At 76.0% G+C, this 13,232-nt stretch carries 13 protein-coding genes; 9 read left to right on the top strand and 4 right to left on the bottom strand.

Annotated elements, in window-relative coordinates; genetic code table 11:
* Positions 1-43: 43 nt before the first annotated feature.
* The 3 genes from IU369_RS12185 to IU369_RS12175 all read right to left on the bottom strand — a co-directional run bounded on the left by IU369_RS12185 (position 44) and on the right by IU369_RS12175 (position 4,833).
* Entirely contained in the window at positions 44-2,818 is a 2,775-nt protein-coding gene (locus IU369_RS12185; RefSeq protein ID WP_217921254.1) for a cation-translocating P-type ATPase, read from the bottom strand.
* Between the two features lie 169 nt (positions 2,819-2,987).
* Positions 2,988-4,124: a sensor histidine kinase gene (locus IU369_RS12180; RefSeq protein ID WP_281426179.1), complete on the bottom strand. Its 1,137-nt coding sequence runs from the start codon at positions 4,122-4,124 to the stop codon at positions 2,988-2,990.
* A gap of 31 nt (positions 4,125-4,155) precedes the next feature.
* Positions 4,156-4,833 (bottom strand): response regulator transcription factor, encoded by a 678-nt coding sequence (locus tag IU369_RS12175; protein WP_217921252.1) that lies wholly within the window; start codon positions 4,831-4,833, stop codon positions 4,156-4,158.
* 85 nt (positions 4,834-4,918) lie between these two features.
* On the opposite strand from IU369_RS12175, the gene IU369_RS12170 reads away from it, so the two are divergent.
* The 4 genes from IU369_RS12170 (at position 4,919) to IU369_RS12155 (ending at position 7,572) form a co-directional block, all read left to right on the top strand.
* A complete protein-coding gene (locus tag IU369_RS12170; protein ID WP_217921251.1) occupies positions 4,919-5,584 on the top strand; it encodes a D-alanyl-D-alanine carboxypeptidase family protein in 666 nt (221 codons plus the stop codon).
* 44 nt (positions 5,585-5,628) lie between these two features.
* Complete coding sequence (locus tag IU369_RS12165; protein ID WP_217921250.1) at positions 5,629-6,234, top strand: hypothetical protein; 606 nt, start codon at positions 5,629-5,631, stop codon at positions 6,232-6,234.
* 26 nt (positions 6,235-6,260) lie between these two features.
* On the top strand, positions 6,261-6,668 hold the full coding sequence (locus tag IU369_RS12160; protein WP_217921249.1) for a cupin domain-containing protein: 408 nt from the start codon (positions 6,261-6,263) through the stop codon (positions 6,666-6,668).
* Between the two features lie 187 nt (positions 6,669-6,855).
* On the top strand, positions 6,856-7,572 hold the full coding sequence (locus IU369_RS12155; RefSeq protein WP_217921248.1) for a DUF4386 domain-containing protein: 717 nt from the start codon (positions 6,856-6,858) through the stop codon (positions 7,570-7,572).
* Between the two features lie 3 nt (positions 7,573-7,575).
* Here IU369_RS12155 and IU369_RS12150 read toward each other — a convergent pair whose 3' ends face one another.
* A complete protein-coding gene (locus tag IU369_RS12150; RefSeq protein ID WP_217921247.1) occupies positions 7,576-8,472 on the bottom strand; it encodes a LysR family transcriptional regulator in 897 nt (298 codons plus the stop codon).
* A 143-nt stretch (positions 8,473-8,615) separates the two neighbouring features.
* On the opposite strand from IU369_RS12150, the gene IU369_RS12145 reads away from it, so the two are divergent.
* From IU369_RS12145 to IU369_RS12125, 5 genes are all read left to right on the top strand, one after another.
* A complete protein-coding gene (locus IU369_RS12145) occupies positions 8,616-10,067 on the top strand; it encodes an MFS transporter (RefSeq protein ID WP_217921246.1) in 1,452 nt (483 codons plus the stop codon).
* Entirely contained in the window at positions 10,064-11,359 is a 1,296-nt protein-coding gene (locus IU369_RS12140) for a hemolysin family protein (RefSeq protein WP_217921245.1), read from the top strand. Before IU369_RS12145 ends, IU369_RS12140 begins: the two co-directional genes overlap by 4 nt.
* A gap of 82 nt (positions 11,360-11,441) precedes the next feature.
* Positions 11,442-12,074: a TetR/AcrR family transcriptional regulator gene (locus tag IU369_RS12135; protein WP_217921244.1), complete on the top strand. Its 633-nt coding sequence runs from the start codon at positions 11,442-11,444 to the stop codon at positions 12,072-12,074.
* Entirely contained in the window at positions 12,071-12,478 is a 408-nt protein-coding gene (locus IU369_RS12130; protein WP_217921243.1) for an ANTAR domain-containing protein, read from the top strand. The genes IU369_RS12135 and IU369_RS12130 overlap by 4 nt, the downstream gene beginning before the upstream one ends.
* Positions 12,479-12,550: 72 nt before the next feature.
* A complete protein-coding gene (locus tag IU369_RS12125; RefSeq protein ID WP_217921242.1) occupies positions 12,551-13,231 on the top strand; it encodes a class I SAM-dependent methyltransferase in 681 nt (226 codons plus the stop codon).
* Position 13,232: the final 1 nt, after the last annotated feature.

Raw genomic sequence — 13,232 nt, 5'->3', positions numbered from 1 at the left:
AAGCGGGCCAGGATGGGACCCGGCCCCGCCCGTGCGCCGGGGGTCACCCGGGCGCCCGCCCGCGGGCGCGGGCGGGGCTGACGGCCTCCAGGGCGCCGATCCCCGGCGGGTGCGGCGCCTGCCGTCGTCGGACCCACTTCGCGGTCTCGATCGTCACCGGCAGCAGCGCCGCGAGCCCCAGGCAGGCGAGCCACTCGCGCCCCGTCAGCGAGGTCGTCAGCAGGCCCCGCTGCAGCCCCGGCAACTCGGTCGCGAGCACGATCAGGGCGGCGGGGACGAGGGACACGGCGGCGGCCCTCAGCACGGGCGGCGCCAGCCCGGGCGCCGGGTCGCGCCGGTTCGCGAGGGCGTTGAAGATCGTTCCGAAGCCCATCACGACGAAGGTCATGGTCATCGACACCGACGCGGCGTCCTCGCGGGGGTCGTCCGGGCCGAACACGAGGGGCGTCAGGGCCGCGACGAACAGCACCGCCGCGTAGAGGAGCCACATCGCCACCGCCGGGCGGTTGGTGATCGGCAGCCCCGGGTCCCGCGGGGGCCGGTGCATCACGTCGGGGTCGCCGGGGTCGAGGGCGATCACCACCACCCCGGCGGCGGTCGCGAAGAAGAGGAGGTACAGGACCATCAGGGGCGTCATCGCGACGCCCGAGTTGATGTCGAAGACCGTCGCCGCCAGGAACAGGAGGACCAGCGCCAGCAGCTGGGTCATCTGGTAGCGGACGTACGACACGACCTTGTCGTACACGCGGCGGCCGATCTCGACGGCGTGGACGAGGGTGCCGAAGTTGTCGTCCGTCAGGATCATCCGCGCGGCCTGCTTGGTCACCTCGCTGCCGCTCCCCATCGCCACGCCGATGTCCGCCTGCTTGAGGGCGGCGGCGTCGTTCACGGCGTCCCCGGTCATCGCGACGATCAGCCCCTGCTGCTGCATCAGCCGCGCCAGCCGCAGCTTGTCCTGGGGCGTCACGCGGCCGAAGACGTGCAGCTCGGGCAGCCGCTCCGCGAGCTCGTCGTCGGAGAGCGCCTGGAGCTCGGCGCCGCTGATCGCCCCCGGCCCGAGGCCGAGCGTCTCCCCGATGGCGCGCGCGGTGACGGCGTGGTCGCCGGTGATCATCCGCACGTCGATCCCCGCCGCGAGGGCGGTGGTGACGGCGTGCCCGGCCTCGGCCCGCAACGGGTCGATGATCCCGGTCATCCCGACGAACGAGAGGTCGTGGACGAGCGCCATCGGGTCGTCGGTCATCGTCGCGAGGTCGTCGTCCTCCACGAGCCGGGCCGCGAACGCGAGCACCCGCAGCCCCTTCTCGCCCATCCGGGCGTTGGCGGCGTCGATGCCGGCGCGCGCCTCGTCGATCGGCGCCTGATCCGGGTTGAGCGGACCCCCGGAGCGGGTGCAGCGGGCCAGCACCACGTCGGGAGCGCCCTTCACGAGGCCCACCACCCGTTCGGTGCCGTCGATCGGCACGCGGTGGAAGGTCGCCATGAACTTGTAGTCGGAGTCGAACGGCACCTCCGCCAGGCGCGGGTACGCGCGGCGGGTCTCCTCGGCGTCGACGCCGAGCTTCGCGGCGAGCACGACGAGCGCCGCCTCGGTGGGGTCGCCGACGACGTCCCCGCCGTCGGAGACGGTGGCGTCGCTGTCGAGGCACAGGCCGTACGCGAGCCGGGTGAAGTCGGGGACGGGGACGCCGGCGGCGGAGGTGATCGCGCCCGACTTGCGGTAGCCCTCGCCCTCGACGGGGAACCAGGCGCCGTCCGCGTAGATGACGGACACCATCATCTCGTTCATCGTGAGCGTGCCGGTCTTGTCGGTGTTGATCGCGCTCGTCGCGCCGAGCGTCTCGACGTCGGTCAGGTTCTTCACGACGGCCTTCGCCTCGGCGAGCTGCTTCGAGCCGAGCGACAGGAGCCCCGACACGAACGCGGGCATGCCGGTCGGGATCGCCGAGATCGCCATCGCCGTGCCGAGCAGGACGACGTCGGTGAACGACTCGCCGCGCGCCAGGCCGACGACGACGATGACGGCCACCGCCGTCCACGCGACCACCCCCAGCACCTTCGTGAGCGTGTCCAGCTCCCGTTGCAGGGGGGACCGGGTGCGGGTGACCGAGGTCAGCATCGTCGCGATCTGACCCATCTGGGTCCCCATGCCGGTCGCGGTGACCACCATCGACGCCGCCCCGCGGGTCACCGCCGTGTTCTGGAAGAGCATGTTGGCGCGGTCGCCGACGGGGGTGTCCGGCGGGAGGACCACCGCGGCGTCCTTCGCGACCGGGGCGCTCTCGCCGGTCAGCGCCGCCTCCTGCGCCTCCAGCGTCGCGGCGCGCACGAGGCGCCCATCGGCGGGGACGATGTCGCCCGCCTCGAGCTGCACGAGATCGCCGGGGACCACCCCCGTCGCCGGGATCAGGGCCACCGTCCCGTCGCGCACCACCTTCGCCTGCGTCACCTGGAGGTTCGCGAGCGCGTCGATCGTGGCGCGCGCCTGCAGCTCCTGCCGGGTCCCGAGCACCAGGTTGAGCAGGATCAGGAGGGCGACGATCACGGCGGTCGACACCTCGCCGATCACCAGGCTCACCACCGTCACCGCGACGAGCATGATGTTCATCGGCTCGCGCAGCTGGGCGAGGGCGATCTGCCCGATCGACGGGGGCGCCTCGGCGGCGATCTCGTTCGGGCCGAGCCGGCCCAGCCGGTCGGCGGCCTCGGCCGCGGTCAGGCCGGAGGCGGCGTCCGAGCCCAGGTCGCCGACGACCCCGTCGGCGTCGTGCGCGTGGGGTGGGACGGTCGCCTCGCCGGCGGCCGCCGGGGCCCTCACGGGCCGGACCCGGGCGCGGGGCCCGGCGTGATCGGCGCAACGGGGATCGTGCGTGCCACCCTCGCCCTCCCGTCCGGACGGACGGCACGGCGCGCCGTCCTCGCGCGGAGCATCCGGGGGGCGCCGTCGCGACGCATCGTCCCGATGGGACGAGCGGACCGCCCGTCGTTCAGGGGCCCGTGACCCGCCCGCGGTGGGGGAGGGCGGCGACGGGACGTGCGACCGGCGGCGGGCCGCCCCCGGGGGCCGCCGCGGGCAGCGCGACCGTGACGCGGAGCCCTCCGCCGGCGCGGGGCTCGAGCGTGAGGGTCCCGTCGTGGGCCTCGGTGATGCTCCTCACGATCGCCAGGCCGAGGCCGGCGCCGGCGTGGGCGCCGCGGACGCGTTCGGTGCCGCGCTGGAACGGCTCGACGAGCGTGGCGACGACCTCGGGGGTGAGCTCCCCTCCGGTGTTCTCGACCGTGACGACCGCCCCCGCCGGGCCCGTGGCGGTCGCGACCCACACGGCGCCGTCCCGGGGGAGGTTGTGGACGATCGCGTTGTGCACGAGGTTCGTCGTCAGCTGCAGCAGCAGGGCGTGCGAGCCGGTGGTGGGCGTCACGTCGCCGGAGGTCGCGATCGTCACGCCGCGGTCCTCCGCGAGGGGGAGGAGGGTCTCGACCGCCTCCTCCACCGCGAGGGACAGGTCGACGTCCTCGCGGGTGAACGCCCGCCGGTCGGCGCGGCCCAGCAGGAGGAGCGCCTCCGTCAGGTCGATCGCGCGGGCGTTCACGGCGTGGAGGCGCTCGACCAGCTCCGCGGGGTCGGTGTCGGGGTCCCGGCGGGCGACGTCGAGCAGCGTCTGCGTGGTCGCCAGCGGCGTGCGCAGCTCGTGGGACGCGTTGGCGGCGAACCGCTGCTGCTCCGCGACGTGCGCCTCCAGCCGCGCCAGCATCGCGTCGAACGCGTCGGCCAGCTCGCGGAACTCGTCCTGCCGGCCCTCCAGCGCGATCCGGTGCGACAGGGACCCCGCCGCCGCGGTGCGCGTCGCGTCCGTGATGCGGCCGAGGGGGGCGAGCATCCGGCCCGCCAGGAACCACCCGCCCACCAGGCCGAACACCAGCAGGACCAGCAGCACCACCGCCGCGCGCGGGGCGAAGACCCGCAGCAGCTCCGACCGGACCGGGAAGACGTCGAAGCTGTTCGGCTCGGCGTTGATCAGCATCGCGCGGTCCGGGACGTACCGCAGCAGGAACACCCAGACGGCGGCCAGCAGCAGGCCTCCGGCGAGCATCAGGAACCCCGCGTAGCTGAGGGTGAGCCTCATGCGGACGCTCAACCCGGGGGGGCGCGCCACGTCAGCCCCCCTCGGCCGGTCCGGCGTCGATGCGGTAACCGACCCCCGGCACCGTCCCGATGACCCGCGGCTCGCCGAGCCGCTTCCGCAGACCGGACACGGTGATGCGCACGGCGTTGGTGAACGGGTCGGCGTTCTCGTCCCACGCCCGCTCGAGCAGCTCCTCGGCGCTGACCACGCCGCCGTCGGCGGCGACGAGCACCTCCAGCACCGCGAACTGCTTGCGGGTGAGCGGCACGTACCGGCCGTCGCGGTGGACCTCCCGGCGGAACGGGTCGAGGCGCAGGCCGGCGATCTCCCGCACCGGCGGCCGGTTGTGCGCCCGCCGCCGGTCGAGCGCCCGGAGGCGGAGGACGAGCTCGCGCAGCTCGAACGGCTTCGTCAGGTAGTCGTCGGCGCCGAGCTCGAACCCCGACGCCTTGTCGTCGAGGCGGTCGGCGGCGGTCAGCATCAGGATCGGCATGCCGCTGCCCGACGCGACGATCCGCGCCGCGACCTCGTCGCCGGAGGGGCCGGGGATGTCGCGGTCGAGGACGGCGATGTCGTACGCGGTCACGCCCAGCAGCGCCAGGGCGGTGTCGCCGTCGCCGGCGACGTCCGCCGCGATCGCCTCCAGGCGCAGGCCGTCCCGGATCGCGTCCGCCAGGTAGGGCTCGTCCTCGACGAGCAGCACGCGCATCCCCCGATGCTAACGAGGGGGTGTATCGCGGGCGTATCGGGAACCGGATACGCGCGGGCAACACCGTGCCGCCTTCCATGGGGGCATGCCCCACGTCCGACGAGCCCCCCCGGCGCGCCGCATCCGGATCCGCCGGGCCCGCGCCACCGGCCTTCTCGCGGCGGTCGTCGCGCTCGCCGTGGCCGTCGGCCACATGGTCCCGGCGTCGCCGTCCCCGTCTCCGTCCGCGACCGTGGCGGCGTCGCCGCCCGCCACGCCAGCCGCCGACGTCCCACGCCCCGCGGACCCGGGTGACCTCGGGGCGGCCGACGGCGCCGTCCCCGACGACACCACCGTCTTCGACGACGACGTCCCCGGCGTCGCCGGCCTCGACCCCGCCCTGCTCCGCGCCCTCCGGGCCGCCGCGACCGACGCCGCGGGCGACGGCGTCGCGATCCTCGTCGACAGCGGCCGGAGGTCCCCCGCGTACCAGCGACGCCTGCTCGACGAGGCCATCGCGAGGTACGGCTCGGAGGCGGAGGCCGCGCGGTGGGTCGCCACCCCCGAGACGTCCGCGCACGTGTCCGGCGACGCCGTCGACATCGGAGGCGCCGACGCGATGGCGTGGCTGTCCGCGTACGGACGCGCCCACGGGCTCTGCCAGACCTACCGCAACGAACCCTGGCACTACGAGCTGCGACCCGACGCCGCCGCCAGGGGGTGCCCGCCCCCCTACGCCGATCCCACGCAGGACCCCCGGATGCGGGGGTGACCCCACCCGGGGTATCCTCGGCCCCCGACGTTCCGGAGGTGCCGATGGGCACGACGGGTGTGGCCCGATCCGACGGGCCGGGGCAGCGGATCCACGACGTCGCCGACCCGGCGAGCGGCACGCTGAGGTCCTTCCCCGTCCCCGGCGCGCTCCGCGCGACGACGCGCGCCGCCCGCATCCGCGGGCTCGGCTATGGCGCGACCGCGGCGGTCTTCGGCACGGCGTCGCACCGCCTCTCGCCGCAGGCGCCGTACCAGGCGGACCCGGGGGCCTGGGTGGACGCGTTCGAGGGGTCGTGGGGCGCGGGGCCCGGCAACGACCAGGTCTGGTGGCGGCTGCCGGCGACGTTCCCGACCGAGTTCATGTCGGGCGTCAACCTCAACTTCCAGGGCGTCGGTCAGGGCGCGCGGCTCCTCAGCCTCACCGTCCAGACCTGGCCGTTCACCGGCATGACCGGCACCGTCGTCATCGACATCGGGGCGCTGCGCACCGAGATCCCGATCGCGGTGGCCGCGGAGCACGTCATCGACATCGCGTTCGTCCACGGCGGCGGCTTCATGGACGCCCGCATCTTCTGGCGGCCCGGCATCCTCGACTTCGTCTGGAAGCGCGGCGCGATGCGGAGGGGGCTGACGCCGCCCGGGGCGTGACCGGGGGCCGGGGGTAGCATCGCGACATGCCGTTCACCCACCGGAACCTCAGGAGGGACCCGGAGGACGTCGGCGCCCGGTTCGACGGCGCCCCGGACCTCGAGTTCCGCCTCGCGACCGACGCGCTCGGGCTCGCGGAGTCCGGCCTCAGCTACCAGCGCATCCCGCCGGGGTACCGCTTCCCATACGGCCACACGCACGCGCGTCAGGAGGAGGTCTACGTCGTCGTGCGCGGCAGTGGCCGGGTGAAGCTCGACGACGAGGTCGTCGCCCTCGCCGAATGGGATGCGGTGCGGGTGCCCGCCGGCACGTGGCGCGGTTACGAGGCCGGCCCGGACGGGCTCGAGATCCTGGTCTTCGGCGCTCCGAGCCTCGGCGACGGCCGGCGCGACGACGTCGAGGGACTCCGCGACTGGTGGGACGCCGCCGGCTAGCAACCGCGCGCGCGGGGACCGCAGCCCCGCCGGTCCCGGGACCCCCTCACATGGCGTCGCGTGCACGGGTGACGTGCAGGTCGTGCGTCTTCCGCCATGACCCCCTCGCGGCCTACGGTCGTCGCGGACCCGCCCGACGCGGTCCCACGACACCACTCCACGTCCCAGCGAGAGGACGGAGGTCGACATGCACGCCGAACGGCTCATCCTCCCCCGGCGGGTCTCACTCGCCGCCGGGGTGCTCTTCCTCATCACCTACGTCACGTCGATCGCGGCGTACGCCCTGTTCCAGCCGGTGCTCGACGATCCCGCCGGGTACATCGCCGGCACCGGGCAGGACGGCCGGATCCACCTCGGCGTCCTGCTGGAGCTGCTGCTGATCGCCGCCAACATCGGGACCGCCGTGGTGCTGTACCCCGTCCTGAAGCGGCAGAGCGAAGCGCTGTCGCTCGGCTTCGTGACCGCCCGCATCGTCGAGTCCGTCTTCATCGCGGCCGGGATCCTCTGCGTCCTCGCGATCGTCTCGCTGGGGCACGACGACCCCGGCGCCGGCTCGCTCGCCGTGTCCCTCGCCGCGACCAAGGACGGGACGTTCCTGCTCGGCCCCGGCGTCGTCGAGATCGGCAACGGCCTCATCCTCGGGTGGCTCCTGCTCCGGTCGGGGCTCGTGCCGCGGCGCATGGCCCTGCTCGGCGTCGTCGGCGGCCCCGTCCTGCTGGCCTCCGGGATCGCGGTGCTGTTCGGCGTCGTCGAGGCCGGTGGCATCGTCCAGAGCCTCGCCACGGTCCCCGAGTTCCTCTGGGAGCTCTCGCTCGGCGTGTACCTCACCGTGCAGGGACTCGCCCGGCCGTCCGCCGGCCGCGGCGCCGCCGCGCCGGCCGATCCGCGGCCCGTGACGGCGTAGCGCTCAGCCGGGGGCCGCGCACGTCTCCCGCAGGACCCTGCGCAGCCACCGGTGCGCAGGGTCCGCGTCGAGCCGGGGGTGCCAGAGCAGCGACACCGTGAACTCCGGGGTCGGGAACGGCAGCGGGAAGCTGTGCATCCCGTCCCGCAGGTTCGCGGTGTGCCGCCCGGGGACGGTTGCGATCAGGTCCGAGGCGCGGGCGAGGCCGACGGCCGTCGCGAAGCCGCCCACGACGGTCACGACGTCCCGCCCCAGCCCGAGGGTCTCCAGGGCGTCGTCGACCGGCCACTGCGCCACGGCCCCGCGGGACACGGCGACGTGCCGGGCCGCGAGGTAGCGCCGGCGCGTCACGGTCGCGCCCGCCAGCGGGTGACCGTCGCGCACGACGCCGACCATGTGGTCCCGGAAGAGCGCCCGGGCGCGGAGCTCGGGGCCGGTCGTCGGCTCGATCACCCCCGTCTCGAGGTCGACCGTCCCCTCGCGGAGCGGCGCGGCGTCCTTGTCCGGCTTCGGCACGAACCGCAGGCGCACGCCCGGCGCCTCCGCCAGGACGCGCGCGATCAGGTCCGGCCCGAAGTTCTCGACGAAGCCCTCGCTCGTGCGGAGCGTGAACGTCCGGGTCAGGGTCGCGAGGTCGGGTTCCCGGGCGGGCCGCAGGACCGCCTCGGCCTCCCGCACGAGCTGCGGGACCCGCGCGCGCAGCTCGATCGCCCGCGGCGTCGGCACCAGGCCGCGCCCCGCCCGCACGAGCAGCGGATCGCCGGTGGTCTCGCGCAGGCGCGCCAGCGACCGGCTCATCGCGGAGGGGCTCAGCCCGAGCCGGCGCGCGGCGCCCGCGACGCTGCCCTCCTCGAGCAGCACGTCGAGGGTCGCGAGGAGGTTGAAGTCGGGGCGGGTCATGCCGCCAACCTCCCACGGACATGGCGTCGGACGCAACGATCACGTGCGGGTCGTGCGTCTTCCGCCCTGTCCGACGCAGGCCTAGCGTCGGACCCATGACGTCTCACGGACACAGACGCCGGAGCGCCGGGGCCCCACCCGCGATGTCGTCCCGCGCGCGCCGGGCGCTCGCCGCGCTGTCGCTCGCGATGCTGCTGTCGTCCCTCGGCACCAGCGTCGCGAACGTCGCCCTGCCGACCCTCGAGGACGAGTTCGGCGCCACCTTCGGCCGGGTCCAGTGGGTGGTGCTCGCCTACCTGCTCGCCGTCACCACCCTCGTGGTCAGCGCCGGGCGCCTCGGCGACCTCGTCGGCCGTCGCCGGCTCCTGCTCGCCGGCGTGGCCGTGTTCACCGCGGCGTCCGCGCTCTGCGCCGCCGCGCCGACGCTGGCCATCCTCGTCGCGGCGCGCGCCGTGCAGGGCGTCGGCGCGGCGCTCATGATGGCCCTGACGCTCGCGTTCGCCGCGGCGGTCGTGCCCGCGGCCCGCACCGGCACGGCGATGGGGCTGCTCGGCACGACGTCGGCGATCGGCACGGCCCTCGGACCCTCCCTCGGCGGGGTCCTCGTCGGCGGCCCCGGCTGGCGGGCGATCTTCCTCGTGAACGTGCCGCTCGGGCTGATCGCCCTCGCCCTCGCCCACCGGCACCTCCCCCGCGACCCGCGCACGGCCGGGGCCGCCCCGCCCCGCTCCGACGTCACCGGGACCCTGCTGCTCGCCGCCACCCTCGGCGCCTACTGCCTGGCGATGACGACCGGACGGGGCCGCCCCGGCGCGACGGGGGCGGCGCTCCTCGGCGTCGCGGCCACCGGGGCGGTGCTGTTCGCCGTCGCCCAGGCGCGGGCGGCGGCGCCGCTCGTGCGGCCCGCGACGCTGCGCGACCCTGCGCTCCGCGCCGGGCTCGCCACGAGCGCCCTCGTGTCCACCGTGATGATGGCGACCCTCGTCGTCGGGCCGTTCCACCTCTCCCGGGCCCTCGGCCTCGGCGCCGCGGCCACCGGGCTCGTCATGTCCGCCGGCCCGGCGGTCGTGGTGCTGGCCGGTCTGCCCGCCGGCCGCCTCGCCGACCGTGTCGGCGCCGGCCGCGTCGGACTCGCCGGGCTGCTGACGATGGCCGCGGGCGCGCTCGGCCTGGCGGTCGCGCCGACCGGGCTCGGGGTCCCCGGCTGGGTCGTGCCGGTCGTCGTGCTGACCCTCGGATACGCGCTCTTCCAGACCGCGAACACCGCCGCCGTCATGGCCCGCGCCGACCCGGACGGGCGCGGGGTCACCTCCGGGCTGCTCGGCCTCTCCCGGAACCTCGGGCTGGTCACCGGCGCGTCGGTCATGGGGGCCGTGTTCGCCCTCGGTGTGGGGTCGCCGCGCCCGTCGGGCGCGGCGCCGGGGGCCGTCGCGGCGGGCACGCACCTCACTTTCGCCGTCGCGGTCGTGCTGATCGCCGCGGCGACGGCGATCGCCGCCGGCGCGCACCGCGGTCGTCGCGGACGGGCGCCGGCCACGACGCCCCGGGGTCCCGGTACCGTGGTGGGTCACCCACCGGGAGCGCAACGCACATGAGCGGCACCATCGTCGGCCTCGTCGCCGTCGTCGTACTGATCCTCGCGACGGGGTTCTTCGTCGCGGCCGAGTTCGCCCTCGCCCGTGCGCGGGTCGTGCGGCTCGAGGCGCTGGCGGGGGAGGGGTCCCGCGCGGCGGCCCTCGCCACCCGCCAGTCCCACGAGATCGACCGCTACCTCGCCGCCTGCCAGCTCGGCATCACCGTCACCGCCCTCGGTCTCGGCTGGCTCGGCAAGCCGGCGGTCGCCAGCCTGCTGGAGCCGCTCTTCGAGCAGGTCGGCGCGGGGGAGGCCGCCGGGGTGTTCGCCGCGGGGGCCATCGCGTTCGCGGTGATCACCGTGCTGCACGTGGTGGTGGGTGAGCTCGCCCCGAAGACCCTCGCGATCCAGAAGGCCGAGGCCACCGCCATCCGCCTGGCGTTCCCGCTCGAGGCGTTCCGCCTCGTGTTCGCCCCGATCATCGCGGTGCTGAACGGCGCCGGCGTCCGGCTCGTCCGCCTCCTCGGCGTGCAGCCCGCGTCCGAGCACGAGATGGCCCTCACCCCCGAGGACATCCAGCGGCTCGTCGCCGACAGCGAGCGTGGCGGCACCCTCGACGCGGAGGAGGCCGGGATGATCGAGGGCGTGCTCGAGCTGCACGAGACCTCGGCCCGCCAGGTCATGACCCCGGCCCCGTCCGTCACGACCATCGCCGGGGACCAGCCCGCCCGGGAGGCCCTCCTCGCCGTGCTCGGCACCCCCCACAGCCGGTTCCCCGTCGTCGGACCCGCGGGGGAGCCGCTCGGGGTGGTGCACCTCAGCGCCCTCAGCCGCGGCTACGTCGAGACCCCCGACACGCCCGTCAGCGGGATGATGGACCAGGTCCACCTCGTCCCCGAGTCGCAACCCCTCGACATCCTGCTCGCGGGGATGCGGCAGGCGCGTGCCTCGCTCGCGGTCGTGCTCGACGAGTACGGCGAGCTCGCGGGCGTCGTCAGCCTCGAGGACGTCCTGGAGGAGATCGTCGGGGAGATCCACGACGAGCGCGACCCCGAGCCCGACGTGACGACGACCGGCGACGGGGAGATCCTCGCCCGCGGGCACGTCTCCCTCGACGATCTGCGCGAGCACGGCCCCGACCTCGCCGCGGAGGGCGTCACGAGCATCGGCGGGCTCATCTTCACCCACCTCGGCCGGCCCGGCCGGGTCGGGGACATCGTCGACGTCGGCGACTGGTCGCTGCGGGTCGAGGAGGCGCGGGGCACGCGCATCCTGCGGGTCCGGTGCACGGCGCGGGCGGCCAGCCCGGCCTGACGCCCCGCGCCGGGGGGCCCTCATCCGGACGGTCTGACCGATCGGGGTATGGGACGCGCCCCGCCCCGGCCGATGGAAGGGCATGGCCGAGACACCGACCCGAGCGCGGCGCACATCCCCGGCGTCGCCGTCCCGCACCGATGTCGCCGGGCGGTGCCCTCCGGCCCGGCGACCGGGCCGGCCCCTCGACCCCCACCTCCGGCGTCGCATCCTCGACGCGACCCGCGAGGTGGTCGGTGACGTCGGGCCCGCCGACGTCACGTTCACCCGGGTGGCGCGCCGCGTCGGCTGTGGCGTCCCCGCCATCGCCCGCCGCTGGCCGTCGGCGCGTGCCCTGATCCTCGACGCCCTCGAGGACATCGGCGGCGACGCCGCCGGCACCGGCGGGGAGGGGGACGCCCCGTCCGTGGCGACCACCCTCGCCGCGCTCACCGCCGGGCGGGCCCGCCCCTTCGTGCGGCACGTGGTCTTCGCCGCCGGCGACGACCCCGCCCTCGCCGCCGACGTCGAGCGCATCCTGCTCGCGCCGATGCGCGACCGCCTGCGCGTCGCGCTCATGCGCGAGACGGGGGTGGGGGGGACGGCCGCCGCCGACCTCGACGCCGCCGTCGAGGTGCTCCACGGGGCCGTCCTCACCGCGATCATCACCGGCCGGCCCGTCCCCGCGAACGTGCGGGACGTCGCCCTCGCGACGCCGGGGCGCGCGCGACCGTGACCCCGCACCCGCCCGGCCCCCGGCCGGCGCGCGTGCTGATCGCCGACGACCGGCGGGCGTCCCTCGCCTCGCTCGCCCGGCACATCGACGCCCACCCGGGGCTGGAGGTCGTCGGCGTCGCCGGCGACGCGGGCGCCGCCCTCGCCCTCGGCCTGCGGATGCTCCCGGACGTCGCGGTGCTCGACGCCCGCACGCCGGGCCTCGGCGCCGGCCCCCTCCCCGGCACGCCGGCGCACGGCGCCCCACGGCCGGGGATCCCCGTGATCCTGATGAGCGCCGCGCCCGCCGAGATCTTCGGCGCGGGATGCGGCGCCATGGGCGCCGTCACCGCGCTGCCCCGCGACGCGGACCCGGACGCCCTGCTGCGCGCCATCGCACGCGCGGGCGGCGCCCCCCGGGCGTAGCCGGCCGGACACGGACCGCCCGCCGTCTGGGACGATCCCCGGCGGACGTGGCAGCCCCGGAGGGAGGACGCGGTGCGCGGGATCGGGGACATCATCGTGAGCAGCCGGCCGTACGAGGAGTACCGCGACATGTTCGGGCTGACCGACGCGGAGCTGCTCGCCGGCCCCGTGCTCGACTGCCCCGGCGGGGCCGGCGGGTTCGCCGCGGGCCTGCGGGCGCGCGGCGGCGAGGTGGTCAGCGCCGACCCGGCGTACGCCGAGGACCCCGCCGCGCTCGTCGCCCGCTCCCGCGCCGGACTGGAGCACGGCCTGCGCTACCTCGCGGAGAACCGCGACAGCTACGTCTGGACGTGGTTCGACTCGGCGGAGGACCTCGCGGAGCGGCGGCTCGGCGCGCTCGACGCCTTCGCCCGCGACCGCCGCGACCTCGCCGACCCCCGCTACGTCCCCGCCGCCCTCCCCGACCTGCCGTTCGCCGACGGGGCCTTCCGGCTGGCGTTGAGCGGCTACCTGCTGTTCGCCTACCCCGACCACCTCGACCCCGAGGCGCACGAGGCGGCCCTGCGGGAGCTGCTGAGGGTCGCCGGCGAGGTGCGCGTCTACCCGCTCATCGACACCGCCTACGTGCGGTATCCGGGCATCGACGACCTGCGGAGCGCCCTGGAGCGCGACGGCGTCGCGAGCGAGGTGCGCCGCGTCGACTACGCCTTCCAGGCGGGCGCGGACGAGGTGCTGGTGCTGTCCCGCCCGTGAC

The organism is Miltoncostaea oceani, from assembly GCF_018141545.1.
Taxonomy (GTDB): domain Bacteria; phylum Actinomycetota; class Thermoleophilia; order Miltoncostaeales; family Miltoncostaeaceae; genus Miltoncostaea; species Miltoncostaea oceani.
This window is presented reverse-complemented; position numbering and strand designations above follow the sequence as displayed.

Coding starts and splice junctions, on each gene's coding strand:
- IU369_RS12140 (WP_217921245.1), top strand. CDS start 10,064: ATGAGCGGCACCATCGTCGGCCTCGTCGCCGTCGTCGTACTGATCCTC.
- IU369_RS12160 (WP_217921249.1), top strand. CDS start 6,261: ATGCCGTTCACCCACCGGAACCTCAGGAGGGACCCGGAGGACGTCGGC.
- IU369_RS12180 (WP_281426179.1), bottom strand. CDS start 4,124: ATGAGGCTCACCCTCAGCTACGCGGGGTTCCTGATGCTCGCCGGAGGC.
- IU369_RS12150 (WP_217921247.1), bottom strand. CDS start 8,472: ATGACCCGCCCCGACTTCAACCTCCTCGCGACCCTCGACGTGCTGCTC.
- IU369_RS12165 (WP_217921250.1), top strand. CDS start 5,629: ATGGGCACGACGGGTGTGGCCCGATCCGACGGGCCGGGGCAGCGGATC.
- IU369_RS12135 (WP_217921244.1), top strand. CDS start 11,442: ATGGCCGAGACACCGACCCGAGCGCGGCGCACATCCCCGGCGTCGCCG.
- IU369_RS12170 (WP_217921251.1), top strand. CDS start 4,919: ATGCCCCACGTCCGACGAGCCCCCCCGGCGCGCCGCATCCGGATCCGC.
- IU369_RS12155 (WP_217921248.1), top strand. CDS start 6,856: ATGCACGCCGAACGGCTCATCCTCCCCCGGCGGGTCTCACTCGCCGCC.
- IU369_RS12175 (WP_217921252.1), bottom strand. CDS start 4,833: ATGCGCGTGCTGCTCGTCGAGGACGAGCCCTACCTGGCGGACGCGATC.
- IU369_RS12145 (WP_217921246.1), top strand. CDS start 8,616: ATGTCGTCCCGCGCGCGCCGGGCGCTCGCCGCGCTGTCGCTCGCGATG.